Here is an 18,274-nt window from a genome sequence, read left to right on the forward strand (position 1 = left end):
GCTCACTCGTCGCGGTCGGCCTGCTGCTTCTTGACGACCTTGAGTAGCTCGATGACCACATCGAGGGTGTCGGTGGAGATGGCCTCTTGGCGGAACGCGGCCAGGTGGGCGCCGGTCTCGGCGGCCATCTGGACGTACTCGCGCTGCTGCTCGACCCGCTTGAGGTCTTCGTCGGGATCAGTCAGGAAATAAGTGACGCTGATCTCAAATGCTCGCGAGATCGCCTCGACGGTGCGGAACGACGGGGTTTTGGCCTTGCCCGTACGAAGCTGCGAGATGTACGCATCGCTGAGCGTGTATCCCAGCTGGTTCGCCTTCAGCGCGATCTTCTTGCCGGTGTAAGGAATTCCGTTTTCGTCGCGCACGGTGCTGAACAGCTCATTCAGGTGCTCGGCAAAGCTCTTTCCATCTTGTACAGCTGCCACTTCTCTATCTCCCAGACCTCTAATTTGACCCCGGCGGTATTGCAGGATCGAACTAGACCGAGACTCTACCTTTAAAGTTCGCAAAATGGGTACCCAGAAAAGCACACCGAACCAAGGGTTGACTTACTTAAGAATGTGCACATGTTTACGCCCGAAAACGCTGGTCTCAACCAGCAGAACCTGGACGTTGGTTCAACAAACTTTGGACAGTTGTGCAGGTCAGTAGCCCAACCGGAATTTATTGGTCGGTGGCGCTGGGTTTGTCGTCACCATCGGCTTGGAATTTGGGATCTTTATTTCGGGCCTTGCGGTCGAGGTCGTTGAGGAACTCAGGATCGTCGTCGGGACCGACCGGTCCGCGACGAATTTGACGACCCGGCGTGCGATCACCCGATTGCCCCGGCATCGCAGGGGCGTCAGGGCCGAACGCACGCCATGCCAGGTATGTGAGTGCCAGCAAGCCGATGATGGCGAGTAGGTAAATCATGTCGGCACCTCCGAAATCAAAGCCGTGCCCTCCAGGCTACGGGAGGCAGGCTCGTGAGAGGCCAGGCGTGGTGAGTGTGGACCGCTACGTTCGGCGCGATCCTGCGGTATCGCCTGAGCTGCCTGCGGTTCGGCCTGAGTCGGTTGTCAGCTGCCGGTTGCGGGAGTCCGCCGATTGAGCAGGGCGACCACGTCGGACTCCCGGAAACGGCGATGACCGCCCGGGGTGCGGATGGCCCCCAGGAGGCCTGAACTGGCCCAACGCGCCACAGTCTTCGGATTGACGTTGAACATGGCGGCGACCTGGCCGGGGGTGAGGGTGTGCTGGCTCGCCGCCTGCGGACTCAGCGTCGGCGGGGCGATACCTGCTGCAGATCCGTTGATACCCGAGTTCGGCATGTTTGCACCGTGGGGGCTTGCAAACGTCATTTGTGCTCCTATCGAGTCCGGCCTCACATCGGCCGCGCCGTGACTCCTGACGGAGGTTTCGGCGGGTCGCGAAGAGTCCTGCGGGTGTCGGTGGCCGCGACGATCCGCGAGTCACCGCGACCTCATGGTTACACCCGAAACCCCAGGTATTCGAACGGTCAGCTGTTGGTAAAGGGATCGCAAAGGCGCCCGTTTCGGGTCGGTGCGGAGAGAAGTAAGGTCTAGTTCGTGAGCGAACAAGCAGCCGGAGCCGGAACCGGACCTGACGGCGCAGGCGGATCCAAGAACGACAAGCGGGGCGGCCGGCGCGCGCCGTCGGCGAAGAAAACGGCTCCGGCCGTGGAACCGAGCCCGGGGGCAGGCCGCCGTCTCGCGTTCGATCTGCTTGCTTTCACCGTTGCGCGGATCGCCCTGGTGATCGCGTTGGCAGGAGGTATCTATCTTCTCGGCCGCGCGGTGGGTGTGGACGTCCCGATCCTGGTTGCGGCGTTCTTCGCGGTGATCATCGCGCTGCCCCTGGGAATGGTCCTGTTCCGTGGACTGCGTGACCGCGTCAATGTCGGCATCGCGACCGTGGATGCCGGCCGCAAGGCTCAGCGCGAGAACCTCAACGCCAGGTTGCGCGGCGAGGGACGGCCCGAGTCCGACGGTGGCTCCGGTTCGTCGAGTGTGTGACGAGACGGGAATGACATGACCTCTGCCGATGGGGGAGCACGCACGCACGACATCGACCGCAGGTCCGACCGCGGATGGGTCGACAATGCCGTGCGGCTGATCGATGCCGACGCCACCCGCAGCGCCGACACCCACCTGCTGCGGTTTCCGCTCCCCGCGTGGTCGCGGTGGGAAGACGGCGCGGGCTCGGCTGGGATTTCTCTGTATCTGAAGGACGAGAGCACCCACATCACAGGCTCGCTCAAGCACCGCCTCGCACGCTCGCTCTTCCTGTACGCGTTGTGCAACGGCTGGATCACCGAGGGCACCACGGTGATCGAGGCGTCGTCCGGGTCCACCGCCGTGTCGGAGGCATACTTCGCTCAGCTGATCGGGGTGCCGTTCATCGCGGTGATGCCCAGGACCACGTCGCCGGCGAAGATCGCGCTGATCGAACGCCAGGGCGGCCGTTGCCATTTCGTGGATCGGTCCGACGAGGTCTACTCCGAGGCGCAGCGACTGGCCGACGAGACGAACGGGCACTTCATCGACCAGTTCACGATGGCCGAACGGGCCACCGACTGGCGGGGGAACAACAACATCGCCGAGTCGATCTTCAGTCAGCTGTCGCAGGAAGAGCATCCGGTCCCGACCTGGGTGGTGGTCGGGGCGGGCACCGGCGGCACCTCCGCAACGATCGGACGGTTCATCCGCTACCGCAGGCACCGCACCTGGTTGTGTGTGGTGGACCCCGAGAACTCGGCCTTCTATCCGGCCTATCGAGATGGCGCGGAACCGCCGGCGGGTGGCGCGCGGTCGTCGCGTATCGAAGGGATCGGCCGTCCGCGGGTGGAACCGTCGTTCATCTCGCAGGTGATCGACCGCATGGTGTCGGTACCGGACGCGGGAAGTATCGCGGCCGCGCGCCGAGCCAGCGACGTGCTGGGATGGAGAGTCGGTGGTTCCACCGGGACCAACCTGTGGGGCGCCCTGCGACTGGTGTCCGAGATGCGGGCGAACAAGCAGGCGGGCAGCGTGGTGACGCTGTTGTGTGATGGCGGTGATCGGTACTCGGGGACCTACTACAACGACGAATGGCTTGCAGGTAACGGACTGGACCTGGGCCGGGCAGAGGGGATTTTGGATGAGTTCTTCGCCTCCGGACAGTGGAGTGAGTGAGCAGGGTCCACACCCCGACCGAAGTGGGGGACACGGCGCGGTCGCCGAACCGCCGAGGCTCATGGTCGAGGCGACCGACCTGGTGCGCGAGTATCAGATGGGCAAGCAGAAGGTGCGCGCCCTCGACGGGCTGAACCTCACCCTCGAAGGCCGTCGTTTCGTGTCCATTGTCGGCCCCTCCGGTGCGGGCAAGAGCACCTTGCTGCACGTCCTGGGGGCGCTGGACGTACCCGACTCGGGAAAGATCGTGGTGGACGGTCTTGATCTCGCGGCCCTGTCCGAGGTCGAGCAATCCGAGTTCCGGCGGCATCGGGTCGGCTTCATCTTCCAGTTCTTCAACCTGATCCCCACCATGTCGGCGTGGGAGAACGTCGCGCTGCCAAGGCTTCTCGATGGGCGGTCACTGCGATCGGCGAAGGCCGAATCGATCGCGCTGCTGGACCGGGTCGGTCTGGGCGACAGGGCCAAGCATCGTCCGTCGGAGTTGTCGGGCGGGCAGATGCAACGCGTCGCCATCGCGCGGTCGCTGATCATGAGCCCGCGCATCGTGCTGGCCGACGAACCGACCGGCAACCTCGACTCCCACACGGGCGAATCGATTCTCCAACTGCTGACCGAGGTGGCCCACGAAGGGGATGGGCGCCTGGTGGTGATGGTGACCCACGACAACAAGGCCGCGGCGCACGCCGACCAGACGATCACGGTTCGCGACGGAAAGATCGAGGAGTGAGCCGTCTCCCGCTAGTGGGTTCGCTGCTCGCCGGGGCCACTCGTGTCCGGGTCGTCAATCTTCGTGAGCTGCTGGGGCACCGGCTGCGGGTGATCACCTCTCTGATGGTGATCGTCGTCGCCGCCACACTGATGGTCGCGGTGCTCGGAACCTACGGTTCGTTGACCTCGTCGGTGCAGAAGCTCAGCGCCACCATCTCCGGTACCGCCGACCTCGAGGTCGCGGGCATCGTCGACTCCGGTGTCGACGACCAACTGGCGGGGGAGATCCGCCGCGATGCCCCGGCGGCCAGAAGTGTTGTCCCACTGGTCAACAGCTCGGTGTTCATCGACGGCAACCGAACCACTGTGCTGGGCAGCGACAACAACATCACCGCGCTCAGCGGCGATCTGCGTGACGCCGTGCAGGGCGCCGCGACCAGCGAGGGCACCGACCTCACCACCTTGATGTCGGGTATCAGTGTCGGCAAGGGCACCGGACTGCAGAAGGGTCAGGAGGTGACGATCAACGGGGTGGACACCACCGTCACCATGGTGATCGACGCGCCCGAGGCCCAGACCATCAACGGCGGACGTTTCGTCTTCGCGTATCTCGGCCTGGCACAACAGATCACCGACCACGAGGGCCGCGTGGACTCGATCCTCGTGACCAAGGAGCCGGGCGCCACCACGGACGAGTTACGTGATCAGCTGAAGGGAGTCGTCGACGGGCGCGCGGTGGTGGTCGATCCCGACTTCCGGGCAAAACAGGCCGAGACCGCGGCCTCGGTCACGCGCGATTCCACCCTGCTGGTCTCGCTGATCTCCTTGGTCATCGCCGGGTTCCTGGTGTTCAACACGATGAACATGGCTGTGGCATCGCGTCGTTCATCCATTGCGATGATCCGCGCGCTGGGCGGGCGGCGTGGACCACTTGTCGCCGACCTCATCGGAGAAGCCGCGCTCTTCGGGTTGGTCGGAGGCCTGATCGGTGTGCCGATCGGGATCCTGGCGGGACGATGGGCCATCGGCCAATTGCCCGACGTGCTGTCGTCGTACGGTGCGACCGTCGAGTTCTCGCTGCCCGGGTACGCGGCGCCCGCAGCCGTCGTGGCCTGTGTGCTCGCCTGCTGTGCGGCAAGTGTTCTGGCGGCGCGGTCGGTGTTCACGGTGTCGCCGATCGAGGCGATGTCGAGCAGTGTTGCGGCCGACCAGCAGTCGGGCCGCGGCATTGCCGCGAAGATCTGCGCGGTACTGGGTGTGGTGCTCATCGTCGCCGGGTGGCTGATGTCCGACGAGATCCAGGGCCGGGCCGTGGTCACGGCCGGAATCGTCTTCTGTGTCGGAATGCTGTTGGTCTGTTACGCACTCACGCCGCCGCTGGTGGCGGCGGTGACCTGGCTGGCCGGCCGGTTCGGTGGGCCGGGCAAGCTCAGTGCGGTCAACACCGAACGTGCGCCGCGCCGCGCCTGGGCCACGTTGATGACGGTTGCGGTGGCGATCACCGTGGGGCTGTGCACCTCTGGCGTGATGAACAACCTGGTGTCGTCGATCACCGGATCGCTCAGCGGGCTCGCCGACCCGGACTTCTACGTGTCGTCGCAGGAGAAGTCGTCCATTCCCGATGGCCCGGTCATCGATCCAGCGGTCGCCGAGGCGGTGGCTGCGGTGCCCGGAGTCGAGCGGGTGGTCCGAGGTCAGTGGGCCGCGGTCAATGTCGGTGAGTCGCGAGTGTTGTTGCAGGGCTTGGAACCCGAGACGAGTGCACCATTCGTCCGCAAGGCTCGCCCGGAGGTCATCCAGGAGGTGCTGGCCGGACGTGGGATGGTCATGTCGCACACGTTGGCCCGGAACCTCGATGTCGACGCCGGGGACACCGTGGAGATCGCATCGCCGACGGGTTTCCACCGACTGCCGGTGCTGCAGCTCGTCGACTACGTCAGCATCAACTCCGGCACCGCGGCGATATCGTCGGACTTGTTGTCGCAGTGGTTCAATCGACCCGGGGCGACGTTCTTGCAGGTCGATCTCGAGCCCGGCGTCGACCGGGAGCAGGTGCGTCCGCTGATCGAGGCGGCGGCCGACGGGGCCACGTCGATGCCCATGAACGTCTACACCGGCCAGGAAGGTCTCGACGCCACGAAGGCGTCCGTCGAACAGTCCGGAGCGTTCGCGATCGCCATCCAGTGGATCGTCGCGGTGGTTGCCGCGGTCGCCTTGCTGAACACCCTGCTGCTGTCGGTGATCGAGCGCAAACGTGAGCTCGGGGTGCTGCGCGCAATGGGAGCCTCGCGGCGTTTCGTCCGCCGCATGGTGTTGGCCGAGGCGGCTGCGGTCGCTGCTGTGGGGTCGCTGCTGGGTGTGGTGATGGGCACCGCTCTGCACGTGGTGGGCAACAAGATCCTCACCGAGACCACCTCGGTCCAGGTGCAGTATTCGCCGCAGATCGTGATCGGCATCTACGTGGTGGTCGCGTTTGTGCTGTGTTTCGCCGGAGCCTTCTTCCCCGCCGCCCGCGCCGGCCGCATGAACATCAGCGAAGCCATCCTCACCGAGTAGCCCCTCCCCGATCTTGGTGGGTTCGGGTGAGCGTTTCCCCAGGTCAGCCTCGCCCGTTCCCACCACTTCGGGGTGTCGGGGCTGTGGATAACCCTTGCTGACACGAGATTCTCGTGCGTCGGTCTGTGCAGACTTTCCACATGGGGGAATTACCGACCGGACCGGCGCGCGTGACGGACCTGCTGGCCGTGATGTCGCGGCATGAACTTCGCCTTGATTATCGCAGTGTCGCGCGGGGCGTGTGGCTTCGAAACGACCAGCCGTTGACGTTTCGAACGCACTCGATCGCGGCCGGCATGGTGCACGAGGACGCCGTGTTGTGCGGTTGGTCAGCAGCCGACTTCTGGGGCAATCCCTTCCGCCCGGACTGCGCGCAGCCCGAGATTACGGCGCCGATCGAGGGCAACCGGCGCTATGACGGAATCTGTGTCCGCAGAGTGCAGATCGACCACGATGACATCGTTGACATCGATGGCGTCCGACTCACCTCGCTTGCCCGCACAGGGATCGACCTCGGGCGATTCAACTCTCGGGAGGATGCCGTAGCGGCTTTGGATGGCATGGTTCGTCTGAGGCCGACAATGCTCGATGAGATAAGAGTCGAACTCAAGCGGTGGGAGAACCACTGGGGAATCGGGAAGGCCATCACCGCACTGCGCCTTGTGAACCCGCTCGCGGAATCACCGTGGGAGACGCGCCTTCGGCTGATCCTGTGTGACGAGTGTTTGGACGGGTTCGTCCTGCAGCATGAGGTGATGGGCGGCAGGTACCGCCTCGACATCGCCTGGCCGGGCCTCAAGGTCGCGGTCGAATACGACGGAGCTCATCACCGTGAGAGTGAACAGCACGCACGAGACCTGGAGCGATGGAACCGGCTACGAGCAGCGGGGTGGTTGGTCATCGCGGTCACAGCCCGCAACATCACGGCCGGTCGCGCTGAGTTCGTCATTCAGCTCCGGGCCGCACTCGCCGCACGCGGCCGGTCGTAGCCGAAAGTGGTGGGAAATGGTGATCGTGACCTGGGCTTTTCTGCACCCAAACCCACCAAAATCGGAGGGCGGGGCGGTTCTGGTGTCAATAAATGTTGACAGTCACGCCTTGTCAGGATAACTTGACAATCGTGCAGGAGAACCAAGACGAAATCACCACAGCAGTTGCAGATCGCGATCCGGCCAAAGGGCTGGCAGCGGTGCGAGCGCTGCGCACGTTGGCGGACCGGCTCGAAGACGTCCAGGTCGCCAACGCCCGCCAACAAGGGTGGAGCTGGCAAGCGATTGCCGACGTACTCCAGGTGAGCCGCCAGGCTGTACACCAAAAACACTTTCGCGGCGAGTAAGAGTCAGCCGCTGCATCAGAGAGCGAGACAACATGCTTCACCAATTCACACGTGACAACAGGACAACCCTGGCTTTTGCGTATCAGGAGGCCGCCGACCTCGGGCACACCACACTCGGCAACGACCACCTCATCCTCGGAATGCTCTGCAATGCACGGCTTTCCGCCTTCAGTATCCTCGGTGAGCAGGGCTTGAACCTGCCACAGGCACGCGAGGTGGTCCGGGCCCATCATGAGGCCAACGCCGCTGACTCCGATCCCGACAAGGACCGGATCGACGAAGATCGCGACGCCCTTGCTGCCATCGGCATCGACCTCGACAAGGTGCGCGAAGCGGTCAAAGGCGCCTTCGGAGACGACATCACCGACAACTGGGGCAAACGCCGCGGAGGCCGGGGACGGCCGGGTGGACCCGAACGTGCCGAGCGCTCAGAACGCGGCCCGCACGGTCGTCGACACGGCGGCCCCCGTGGCCGACGCGGCGAGGGCGGTCCCTGGGTGCGCCCCGACGTCGACGGCCCGTGGGTGCGACCGGACGGGGACGGGCCCTTCATCGGGGAGCGCGGACCGTGGCGGGGCGGACCCGGACACGGCGGCCCGGGCCATGACGTACCGGGTCATGACGGACCAGGCGAGGCCGGCCGTGGCAGGCGCGGACCGCGTGGCCGCGCTCGCCGACCACAGTTCTCGAAAGACGCCAAGTCCGCGATCACCCATGCTGGCGTCATCGCCCGAGAGGCGAACCGCGACATCACGGCCGAGGACGTACTGCTGGGCATCCTCGCGACCGGCGACGCCGCATCCACCGCGTTGATCGAGTCGACAACCACGGTCGAGGCCTTGCGGTCCGCACTGCAGCCGGCCGACGCCACATAGCCGATGTAGGTGGGTTCGGGCGTGCAAAACCGCAGGTCAGCCTCGCCTGAACCCACCAAAACCGGAGGCCGGGGTCAGCCGATCAGCAGGCCGGCCGCGGTCCCGATGGACCACAAGAGCATTGCCAACCCGGTCAGTGCGAGGGCGGGTATCAGCGCCGGACCCCCGGCGCCGGCCCGGACGGGTGCGTTGGCCTTGACGGCCAGCGGCGCGGCGACCAGTCCGAGCAACGCCCAGGGGGTCGCGGCGATGAGCACCAGCGAGATCACCGACGGAATGACAACGAGGACGGTATGGAACACCCGCGTGCGTTTGTCACCGAGACGAACCGCGAGGGTGTTCTTGCCCGACACCGTGTCGGTGGGGATGTCGCGGAGATTGTTGGCGACGAGAACGCCACTGGAGTAACACCCGACCGCGATCGCGCAGAGAAGACCCACCCAGTCGACCGACTCGGCCTGCACGAACTGCGTACCGAGCACTGCGACCAGGCCGAAGAACACGAACACCGCGACCTCACCGAAGCCGCTGTAGCCGTACGGATTACGGCCACCGGTGTAGTACCAAGCCGCTGCGATGCAGGCGAGCCCGATCAGGATGAGCCACCAGGCACTGGCGAGGGCGAGTGCCAGACCGGCGACACCCGCGAGCGCAAATGCCGCGATTGCCGCGGTCTTCACCGACTTCGGGCTCGCCGCTTTCGACCCCACGAGCCGCATCGGGCCCACGCGGTCGTCGTCGGTGCCGCGAATGCCGTCGGAATAGTCGTTGGCGAAGTTCACCCCGATGATCAACGCCACCGACACCACGAGCGCGAGCGCGGCCTTCCACCAGATGATGTGGTCGAGCCAGCCGGCGGCTCCGGTGCCGGCGATCACCGGTGCGATCGCGTTCGGGAAGGTGCGGGGTCTGGCTCCTTCGAACCATTGCGCTGCGGTAGCCATGAGAGCATCCTTGCGCACGGGCTCGACCCCGGTGTCCGCCGGACCCACTAGTGTGTAAGAAGCGACCCCGACCTGCAGGTTTGCCGTCGATCTGTTCATCATCAGCGAGGAATGTGTTGTCAGTGACAGTAGCGCCGATCATCGGACTGCTGGGACCGGTGGCTGTTGCGGATGAAAACGGACAAATGCGACCGGTGCAAGGCATTCGCGCCCGGCGGTTGCTGACGGTGCTCGCGCTGATGCCCGGAACCCACCGATCGCAGTCGGCATTGATCGACGGGGTGTGGGGCGACAACTTGCCTCGGTCGCCGCAGTCGGCTCTCCACACGCAGATCTCCAGGCTTCGACCACAACTTCCCGACGGTGCCATCGAGGTCGGGCCGAGAGGCTATCGCCTCACGTTCTCCGCCGACGCAGTCGATGTGTTCGCCGCCAGATCTCTCGTCGCCGAAGGGTCGACCCAGGCGCTCGACACCGCGGCGGCACTGTGGCGCGGGGATCCGGGCGAAGACCTCGGTGACGATGACCTGGCCCGCACCCTCCGCCAGACCGCTGACCGCGTCCACGACGACATCGTTGCCCATCGATCACGTAAAGCCCTGGAAGACGGCGACTTCGAGCTGGCGCGCTCGCTCGCCCAGCAACGATGCGACGCCGATCCACTCGATGAGTCCTCACACACCACCGTGATCCGCGCGCTGGCGGCACTGGGTCGCGATGCAGAGGCTCTCGCCGTGTTCGCCCGCATCCGGCGCTCACTGTCCGCCGAATTGGGCGCTGACCCCGGGCCGGAACTCGCGGCGTTGCATCAGCAACTGGTGAGCCGACAGGGAACCGCGCCGTCGCCCACACGTCGCGCGGCCCCCGTCAAGGCGGTGGGATTGTCAGCCGAACCGAACGAATTGTTCGGCCGCGCCGCCGACGTCGCGCGGATCTGCCGGCTGTTCGAGACCTCGCGCATGGTCACCGTGCAGGGACCAGGAGGCGCGGGAAAGACGCGTATTGCCAACAAGATCGGGCATATCGTCTCCGACGACGGTGCCCGTGTCTTCTTCGTCGAATTGGCGTCTGTCCGCGGTGACGACGACGTGCTGGCCGCGGTCGCAGGCACTCTTGGCGTCGGCGAATCCGACGTTGGTCCAGGCGGTCGGCCGCGGTTGGCGTACTCAGATCTGCGTGCGCGGCTCGCCGACGCCCTGACCGCGGACACTCTGGTCATCCTCGACAACTGTGAGCACGTCGTCGATGCCGCGGCGCGCATTGCGAGCGAGTTGATCGCGGCAGCAGACGGGGTACGGATCCTGGCGACCAGCAGATCGCCGTTGCGGGTCAGCAGTGAGGTCGTCCATCAGCTCCCGACCCTCGATGTCGGCGAGAAGGGCTCGGCAGCAACGGATCTGTTCGTCGCCCGCGCGCATGCGATCCGCCCGGATGTGGCGATCGACCTCGGTGAGGTCGCGGCGCTCTGCCGGGCGCTGGACGGTCTGCCGCTGGCAATCGAACTGGCCGCCGCCAGGGTCAGGACGATGACCGTCGGCGAGATCTCCCAGAGATTGACCGACCGCTTTGCGCTGTTGAGTGCGGGTAGCCGCTCGTCGCCAGTGCGACATCGCACCTTGCATGCGGTGATCGAGTGGAGCTGGGAACTGCTCGACCGCGCGGCGCAGGTCGCTCTGCGTCGGCTGTGCCGGTTCCCTGGTGGTTTCTCGCGGGAAGCGGCCTCGGAACTGGTGGGAGCAGGCGGTTTCGAGCTCGACGACGTTCTCGATGCGCTTGTGGATCAATCCCTGCTGCACGTGGTGGAGAACGGCGGGGTTCGTTATCGCATGCTCGAGACCGTCCGGGAGTTCGGCGAAGAACAGATCGCCGCGGCCGGCGAAGAGGCGCAGGTCAATTCGGCGATCGCTCGCTGGGCCCGAAAGTTTTCCGAAGACGTGCGGGAGCCGTTTGAGAACGGGCGGCAACCGGTGGCGTTGAAGGCGATCGCTGCTGAGGCCGACAATCTGGTGTGGGTGCTGCGTCGCTGCATGGAACCTGACCCACTTCACCGCCCCGATGCCGCGGAATTGACAGTTGTGACCTGCTTTCCCGTGCTCGCCGGTTATTGGGCCATCCGTGGTCTGCACGCCGAGGTGATGATGTGGGGTCCGCGCGTGGTCGCGTCCCTGCCCGCCGAGACGCCCGCGGCGATCGCGGCGATGTCCGACTTCGAGCGCGAGAACCGCCAGGCCACTTACATTCTCGCGGCAGCGCATCTGCTGATGTCCCGACATCTGAGGTCGCTTGCTGTCGCGCGGACTCGACTTCGGCGACTTCTCGAACCCCAGTTGTCGAACCTTCGACCGATGGACTTCGCGTCGGCGATCGCAACCTCGTACCACCCGTTGTCCGCGTTGCGGCTGTTGGTCGTCGCGCGGGACAGTCCCAACCCGCGTGTGCAGATGCTGGCGGCGGTGTTGCGGGTGAACGTCCGGGAGAACGTGGGTGACCGCGCGGGCGCCATGCGCGACGCTGTCGAGAACCTGGCCCTCACCGAAGAGCGGAACGACCTGTGGATGGCCGCGGCGTCCAGGATGGAGATCGGAAGTCTCTACGGTCAGGTCGGTGACTTCGACGCGGCGCTCGAAAGTTATTTCAAGGCAATTCATCTGCTGAACGAGATCGGGTCCGAGCAGGACAGTATGCAGGCGCGAGGGTATGTGGTGGCCGCCCTGATCGGATCTGGCCGGATCGACGACGCCCGGGCGGAGTTCGCCGACCTCTCCGACGGCTGGCAGCCCACTGACCCCGACCCGCAACTGCATCCGGAGGTCTCTGCCGGCATCCTCATCGCCGCGGCCGAGCTCGAGGTCTACGACCACAGAACCGACTCGGCGGCGAACCTGTACGAGCGCGCGGTTCGGTTGTTGCTGCGCGAACATCCCATGCCGGCGCAGGACCCGTTTGTTGCCATGATCATCAGTACGGCTGTGTGTGGCATGGCGGTCAACGGCGCCGTCGACCGCGCCACCCCGTACCTTGCCGATCTCGCCAAGATCGTCGACTTCATGGTGGGACCCAGTCGAATGGGTGATCTGCCGCAAATGGGTTCGGTGGCACTGGGATACGGGGTGTTGACGTGTCTGCTCCGACCTGGTTCGCCCGACGGAGCGAGGCTGTTGCATCTGGCCCGACGCCTCGGTGGCCGCCGAGACTTTCCCACACTCGCCTCAGCGATGGACCGTCGATTCGAGATGTCCGGTGTCTGCCACGACGATTGGCGATCGGGTGAGGCGGCGGTGACCACGATGTCCCGCAGGCAAGCCGTGCGGGACATCGTGGACATCATCAAGAGGCTCAACGTCTAGGCGTTGCGCATGTACGACTTCACCGTGAGTGGAGCCATGATCACGATGATGATGGCGGCACCCACGAGCGACCACACGACGTGCATACCGATGTGACCGTTGTTGGTCAGTTCGCGAACCGCGCTCACCAGGTGTGAGATGGGGTTGACCTTGACGAAGGACTGCATCCAGCCAGGCATGGTCTCCGGTTGCACGAATGCGTTGGACATGAAGGTCAGCGGGAACAGGATGAGCATCGAGATGCCCTGCACTGCTGAGGCTTTCTTCATGATGGTGCCCATGAAGGCGAAGATCCACGACACCGCGAAGCTGCAGGTGATGACGAGCAGGGTCGCACCGAGCACGCCTAGGGCGTCTGGTCGCCATCCCATCGCGATGCCCACCACGAAGGTGATCACGGTGGCGATCAAATAACGGACGACATCGGCGAGAAGTGCACCCGCCAAAGGGCTTATCCGAGCGATCGGGAGCGACCTGAATCGGTCGAAGACACCCTTGTCCATGTCCTCACGCAACTGCGTGCCGGTCACGATGCTGGTGACGATCACCGTCTGCACCAGGATGCCGGGAATGATGATCGGCAGGTAGTCGTGCACGCTGCCGGCGAGGGCGCCGCCGAAGATGTAGGTGAACATCAGGGTGAAGATGATCGGTTGCAGCACAACGTCGAACAGCTGCTCCGGGTTGTGGCGGATCTTGAGCAGACCGCGGTAGCCCATCGTGAACGACTGCCGGACAGCGTCGGCGACACTCACCGATCTGACGGGGACGGTGGTGTTGGTGGGTGCGGTGGTGATGGGTTTGTCGATGAGTGTGGTCATGCGGCTTGCTCCTCGGAAGTGGGGTCGGCGGGTTTGCCGGTGATGGTGAGGAAGACCTCGTCAAGACTCGGCTTCTGGACATTGAGCCCTTCGATCGCGATGCCCTCCTCGCGCAACGCAATGAGGACGTCGGGCAGTAGATCCGGGCGGTCCATGGGGGCGGTGATGCGTCCGGCTTCGGCGCTGAGCGTGGCCGGTTCGGAGAGGATCCGTTCAATGAGTGCGGCCGCGGCCGGCGCCATCGCCTTGTCGGCGGGGGTCAGTTGCAGGGTGGACGACCCGACCGAGCTCTTCAACTCGTCCGCTGTGCCGTCGGCGATCACCCGTCCGTGGTCGATCACCGCGATGCGGTCGGCGAGTTGGTCGGCCTCGTCGAGATATTGGGTGGTGAGCAGCACTGTGCTGCCACCGGCGACGAGACGCCGGATGGTGTCCCACATCTGCGCTCGGGTCCGCGGGTCGAGGCCGGTGGTCGGCTCATCGAGGAAGAGCAGTGGGGGAGTGGCTATCAGGCTTGCGGCGAGGTCCAGTCGCCGGCGCATTCCGCCCGAGAACTGTTTGAGTGGTCGTTTGGCGGCGTCGGTGAGTCCGAACTCCTCGAGGAGGTCGTGGGCCCGCTGCCGCGATGCCTGGCGACTGTTGCCGAGCAGGCGACCGAAGACGATGAGGTTCTCGGTGGCGGAAAGGTCTTCGTCGACCGACGCGTACTGGCCCGTGACACCGACCAGTGAGCGCACGGCGACAGAGTCGGTGGTCACGTCGTACCCGAATATCTTCGCCTGGCCCTCGTCAGGCTTGAGGAGGGTGGCGAGCAAGCGCACGGTGGTGGTCTTGCCCGCGCCGTTGGGACCGAGGACGCCGTAGACCGATCCGGTGGGAACCACCAGGTCGACGCCATCGACGGCCTTCGTGGAACCGAAGTGTTTGACCAATCCGCGGGCCTCGATGGCCGGCGCATCGGTGTGCAGTGGTGTGTTCATGGAACAGACTCTGCGCCGACGCGCTGTCGTGGCGCTTACACCGGCTGTCGTGGGCTGCCAAGTGCTGTCGTGGGTTCACCAGGGCAGCAGAATCGTCAGGTCGTCGCGTGCAATCGAGACCGTTTACAACTCATCGAGTTCGATATGGCCGTCTTGCAGAGCGCGGGCGAGCAATGCCGCTTTCGTGTTCGCCGGACGACCCACCGACGCGTATTTCAGTCTGATCCGATTCACGTGCGTGCTCACCGTAGCTGGGGTGATGAACAGCGCTTTTGCCACTTCCGCTTTTGAATCGCGCATGACCCATTCGCGCAGGATCTCAATTTCGCGAGCGGTCAGTGGTGGGGCTGGAAGGGGTTTTGAACCGGTCAACGGCAACACCAATGCAGAGCTACTCCTCGGGCAGGCCACAGGCCGGAACATGGGTCCCCCGACCCATCAGGAGAACTTATCGCGGGTGGCGACAACTCGACAGATGTATCTTTTGGTGTCACACGAATAGGGGTCATCGTGAGCCCTGCAAACTATTCGTCTTCGATATCGGCGTTCGAATACTTCACGACGTGATTGCCTCTTGACATCCTGCCTGATCTGTCAAGGTCTATGCGGCGGGTTCCGGAAACTCCACTGCGATAAATGGACAGGACGGTCGACCGGCCGGGTGGCAGCACGCGAATGCGTACGTCGCCGTCGCCCGCCGCGGACAGTGCATCGGTCACCACGGTGCTGGCACGGTCGCGGACCGTTGCGTCCGCGTCGTCGAGACCCCCGTCGTCGATCATCAGCACCTCCACGCCCCGACCTCGAGCCGCGCGTGCGGCCGCAGCCGTTGACGGGGTCACCAGTGCTTGCGCGCGAAGCTGATCGCGTAGATGAGCTTCGAGCAGTTCGCACGATTGCCGCTCATGATCCGACAGTGGCGTGCCCGTGGCGATTCGTTCGAGCAGTGGGCGGGCGAGTTCGTCGAGGTCGCGTAGCCGGAGGTTGCGCTCGAACTGGGCCGCCGCGACGGCCGACGCCTCGGCCGCGCGCGTCATCGACTGCTGTCGCAGCGTGAAGATCGAACGGATCGTCGGGCGGACGGCCAACGCGAGTGCGGTCGCTACCGCAACTGCGCCCGAGTTGTAGATCGGTGTGGTGGCCCCGGTCCACCAGCCCTGATCGGTGAGCGCCGCCCAGGCGCCGTAGACCCCGACCGTCAGGGCGATACTCGACCACGCGTATCGCGCGCGCCCTCGCAGACACATGAAGACATAGATGATCGACGAATAGCCGGACACCCAAATCTGATTCGACGTCTCCAAAGGCACCGGTACCGCCGACAGCAAGAACGCCGCTGCCACAGGCGACGACAACGCCAGGACGAGTGCCGCAGTACGGAGCAGAGGGTCGTGCGGCAACATCACCACGGCGACGGTCGCGGCGGCCATGATGAGCACGGCGACCACCTCGGGCCACATCGGTGACACGCCCCTGGTGTTCTGCAACGCACAGAAGGCCATCGCCAGCACCGCCGCACCCGTCAGTCCCCGCGCCAGGCGGGTGTGCAGGCCCAGCACCTCGCGGACGTCGGTGGGTCCGGTCGACGTCGCGAGTGTCATCGCGGCAGTCGCCATGTCAAGTCGACGCGAGTTCCCTCGCCCAGGCGCGACGCGATTTCGGCTGAGCCACCGGGCAATTGCCTCATGCGGCCTCGAACGCTGACAGCGAGGCCGAGCCGGTGGCCGGGAACGGTCGCAGTGTCGAACCCGACTCCGTTGTCGCCGACCGTCACCCGGAGAAAATTGTCGCCGGCCCGCACCTGCACCGACCGGCGGGCGCCTGCCCCGGCGTGCTGAACACTGTTGCGGAGGGACTCGGCCAGTGCCGCGGACATCGTCCGAACGACGGTGCCCGGGTAGCGGGTGGCCGGATCGACAGTTCCGTTGAAGCTGATCACTCGGATCGAGTCGTCGACTTCACCAGTGGCACTGCGCAACTGACTGATCGCAGCGTCGACATCGAACTCGGCTTGTTGCCGTACACCGGATTCGAGTACCTCGAGTTTGGTGAGCGTATCGGTGGCCTGTTCGACCAATGCCGGTGACATGCCGTGGCGCGCGGCGGCCAGCAACGTGGCCATCACGCCGTCGTGGGTGAGCGCGTCGAACCTCGAACGCTCATGTGCGCGAGCCACGGCCGCAGCGGCTTCGGCAGCAGCAGTGGCCGATTGATGCCGAGTGGTGTCGAGGATGCGTCCGGAGCGAATCGCGGCCACTCCCATCGCGTAAGGCATAGCCGTGAGGCAGAAGCTCCAGGCGATCTCGGCGGCAACCGGATTGCTGTGGTCCGACATGCGTACCACTTCGTTGACGAACTGCACCGAGACCAGGACGAACAGCCAGTAGGGCAGCGACCACCGGACGCGCCAGGTCAACGCAGCACTGAAGGCGACCACCCCGTTGAACTGGGTGAACCACATCCCTTGCGCCACATCGAGTTGCACCCCATTCCACACCAGGGGCCACGTGACGATGGTCAATCCGTAGCCGATCACCACCGCACTCGAAGCCACCCGTACGGCACGAACACCCGGCCGGAACGAAGCGATGATCATCGCGATCGCCGACCCGTATACGGACAGCAGCGCGGCCACCGTCCACCACATCGGGACCACGTCGAGCGATCTCGTGATGACGCTGCTCAGCCCGATGAAGCTGAGGCAGTAGCCGATTCCGAGATAGCGGCAGAACTGCCGGATGATCTTGTCCGCGGCCGACACGCCGCCTTCCGGATCAAAACCTGTCGTCAGGGTGCCGTTCAGCGCCGGAACAGTCGCGGTATCGGAAGCCAACCGTCCTCCAATGCGCGTTTGTAGAGGTCGGTCTTGGTCGGTGCCGGACGGCCGGCGTCGGCGTATTTGCGGCGGATCCTGGACAAGTACACATTGACGGTTTCGGTGGAAAGACCGGTGAGCGACGCAACACGATTGGCAGGCTCGCCGGACGCATAGAGTTCCAACACCTGCCGTTGGCGGGGGCTGAGATTCACCTCGGACAGCGCCGGGTCTGCGTCGATCGCGGAGGCCCAGTCCATCGTCGCGACGGTGTTCCCGTCGGCCGCGGATCGGATGGCCTCCACCAGTTCGGTGTTGCGTACCGATTTGCGCACGACACCGAGAACGCCCGCAGCTGTGGCGGCCCGAACGAGGTCGGGATAGTCCGCTGTGGTGAAGACCAGCACCTTGATGCCGGCGGCGTGCAATTGCTCGACGTTGGATTTTGGCGTGGAACCGTCTTCCAGCCGCAAGTCCAAGATCACCAGATCGAGGTCCTTGGTGATGCTGAGGAGCCCGTCGACGGTGCTCGCCCCCGCGGCGAAGGTCATGCCGTCGGAATCATTGATGATGGCCGCGAGTCCGGTGAGCTGGGACTCGAAGTCCTCCACCACACCGATCTTCCGCTCACGGTCACAACTCTGCTCAGTCATCGCAATTGCTGTTTTAGCCGGTTCCCCCGATTCATATAGTTAGTTTCACCCAACCAGTCATGA

At 64.9% G+C, this 18,274-nt stretch carries 18 protein-coding genes; 8 read left to right on the forward strand and 10 right to left on the reverse strand.

Annotated elements, in window-relative coordinates:
• Positions 1-2: 2 nt before the first annotated feature.
• The 3 genes from CSW57_RS16245 to CSW57_RS16255 form a co-directional block, all read right to left on the reverse strand.
• Positions 3-425 carry a helix-turn-helix domain-containing protein gene (locus CSW57_RS16245; RefSeq protein WP_023961395.1) on the reverse strand — a complete coding sequence of 141 codons (423 nt, stop codon included), beginning with the start codon at positions 423-425 and terminating at the stop codon, positions 3-5.
• 238 nt (positions 426-663) lie between these two features.
• On the reverse strand, positions 664-912 hold the full coding sequence (locus tag CSW57_RS16250) for a hypothetical protein (RefSeq protein WP_099383733.1): 249 nt from the start codon (positions 910-912) through the stop codon (positions 664-666).
• 146 nt (positions 913-1,058) lie between these two features.
• A complete protein-coding gene (locus CSW57_RS16255) occupies positions 1,059-1,310 on the reverse strand; it encodes a BldC family transcriptional regulator (protein WP_062797656.1) in 252 nt (83 codons plus the stop codon).
• A gap of 258 nt (positions 1,311-1,568) precedes the next feature.
• Here CSW57_RS16255 and CSW57_RS16260 point away from each other — a divergent pair, with 258 nt between their 5' ends.
• From CSW57_RS16260 to CSW57_RS16290, 7 genes are all read left to right on the forward strand, one after another.
• Positions 1,569-2,015: a DUF4229 domain-containing protein gene (locus tag CSW57_RS16260; RefSeq protein WP_223249303.1), complete on the forward strand. Its 447-nt coding sequence runs from the start codon at positions 1,569-1,571 to the stop codon at positions 2,013-2,015.
• Between the two features lie 15 nt (positions 2,016-2,030).
• Positions 2,031-3,173, forward strand: a complete 1,143-nt coding sequence (locus CSW57_RS16265; RefSeq protein ID WP_099383734.1) for a PLP-dependent cysteine synthase family protein — start codon at positions 2,031-2,033, stop codon at positions 3,171-3,173.
• 61 nt (positions 3,174-3,234) lie between these two features.
• A complete protein-coding gene (locus CSW57_RS16270; protein WP_099383735.1) occupies positions 3,235-3,903 on the forward strand; it encodes an ABC transporter ATP-binding protein in 669 nt (222 codons plus the stop codon).
• Positions 3,900-6,440: an FtsX-like permease family protein gene (locus CSW57_RS16275; RefSeq protein ID WP_223249304.1), complete on the forward strand. Its 2,541-nt coding sequence runs from the start codon at positions 3,900-3,902 to the stop codon at positions 6,438-6,440. Before CSW57_RS16270 ends, CSW57_RS16275 begins: the two co-directional genes overlap by 4 nt.
• Before the next feature lie 140 nt (positions 6,441-6,580).
• Entirely contained in the window at positions 6,581-7,429 is an 849-nt protein-coding gene (locus CSW57_RS16280) for an endonuclease domain-containing protein (RefSeq protein ID WP_099383737.1), read from the forward strand.
• A gap of 92 nt (positions 7,430-7,521) precedes the next feature.
• A complete protein-coding gene (locus tag CSW57_RS16285; protein WP_317615600.1) occupies positions 7,522-7,776 on the forward strand; it encodes a helix-turn-helix domain-containing protein in 255 nt (84 codons plus the stop codon).
• 32 nt (positions 7,777-7,808) lie between these two features.
• A complete protein-coding gene (locus CSW57_RS16290) occupies positions 7,809-8,651 on the forward strand; it encodes a Clp protease N-terminal domain-containing protein (protein ID WP_099383738.1) in 843 nt (280 codons plus the stop codon).
• A gap of 74 nt (positions 8,652-8,725) precedes the next feature.
• Here CSW57_RS16290 and CSW57_RS16295 read toward each other — a convergent pair whose 3' ends face one another.
• Positions 8,726-9,595, reverse strand: a complete 870-nt coding sequence (locus CSW57_RS16295) for a 1,4-dihydroxy-2-naphthoate polyprenyltransferase (RefSeq protein WP_099384535.1) — start codon at positions 9,593-9,595, stop codon at positions 8,726-8,728.
• A gap of 122 nt (positions 9,596-9,717) precedes the next feature.
• Between CSW57_RS16295 and CSW57_RS16300 the strand changes: the two genes are divergently transcribed.
• Entirely contained in the window at positions 9,718-12,942 is a 3,225-nt protein-coding gene (locus CSW57_RS16300) for a BTAD domain-containing putative transcriptional regulator (protein ID WP_223249305.1), read from the forward strand.
• On the opposite strand, the gene CSW57_RS16305 is transcribed toward CSW57_RS16300, so the two are convergent.
• The 6 genes from CSW57_RS16305 to CSW57_RS16330 form a co-directional block, all read right to left on the reverse strand.
• Positions 12,939-13,763, reverse strand: coding sequence for an ABC transporter permease (locus tag CSW57_RS16305; protein WP_099383739.1), 825 nt, complete (start codon positions 13,761-13,763; stop codon positions 12,939-12,941). The two genes, CSW57_RS16300 and CSW57_RS16305, sit on opposite strands and share 4 nt — an antisense overlap.
• Complete coding sequence (locus CSW57_RS16310; RefSeq protein ID WP_099383740.1) at positions 13,760-14,743, reverse strand: ATP-binding cassette domain-containing protein; 984 nt, start codon at positions 14,741-14,743, stop codon at positions 13,760-13,762. The genes CSW57_RS16305 and CSW57_RS16310 overlap by 4 nt, the downstream gene beginning before the upstream one ends.
• A 123-nt stretch (positions 14,744-14,866) precedes the next feature.
• A complete protein-coding gene (locus CSW57_RS16315) occupies positions 14,867-15,124 on the reverse strand; it encodes a response regulator transcription factor (RefSeq protein WP_223249306.1) in 258 nt (85 codons plus the stop codon).
• A gap of 143 nt (positions 15,125-15,267) precedes the next feature.
• Positions 15,268-16,359 (reverse strand): hypothetical protein, encoded by a 1,092-nt coding sequence (locus tag CSW57_RS16320; RefSeq protein ID WP_099383742.1) that lies wholly within the window; start codon positions 16,357-16,359, stop codon positions 15,268-15,270.
• Positions 16,341-17,576, reverse strand: coding sequence for a sensor histidine kinase (locus tag CSW57_RS16325; protein WP_099383743.1), 1,236 nt, complete (start codon positions 17,574-17,576; stop codon positions 16,341-16,343). Before CSW57_RS16325 ends, CSW57_RS16320 begins: the two co-directional genes overlap by 19 nt.
• On the reverse strand, positions 17,543-18,211 hold the full coding sequence (locus tag CSW57_RS16330) for a DNA-binding response regulator (protein WP_099383744.1): 669 nt from the start codon (positions 18,209-18,211) through the stop codon (positions 17,543-17,545). Before CSW57_RS16330 ends, CSW57_RS16325 begins: the two co-directional genes overlap by 34 nt.
• Positions 18,212-18,274 lie beyond the last annotated feature (63 nt).

Origin of the sequence: Williamsia muralis (genome assembly GCF_002735905.1) — a bacterium.
GTDB lineage: Bacteria > Actinomycetota > Actinomycetes > Mycobacteriales > Mycobacteriaceae > Williamsia > Williamsia muralis_A.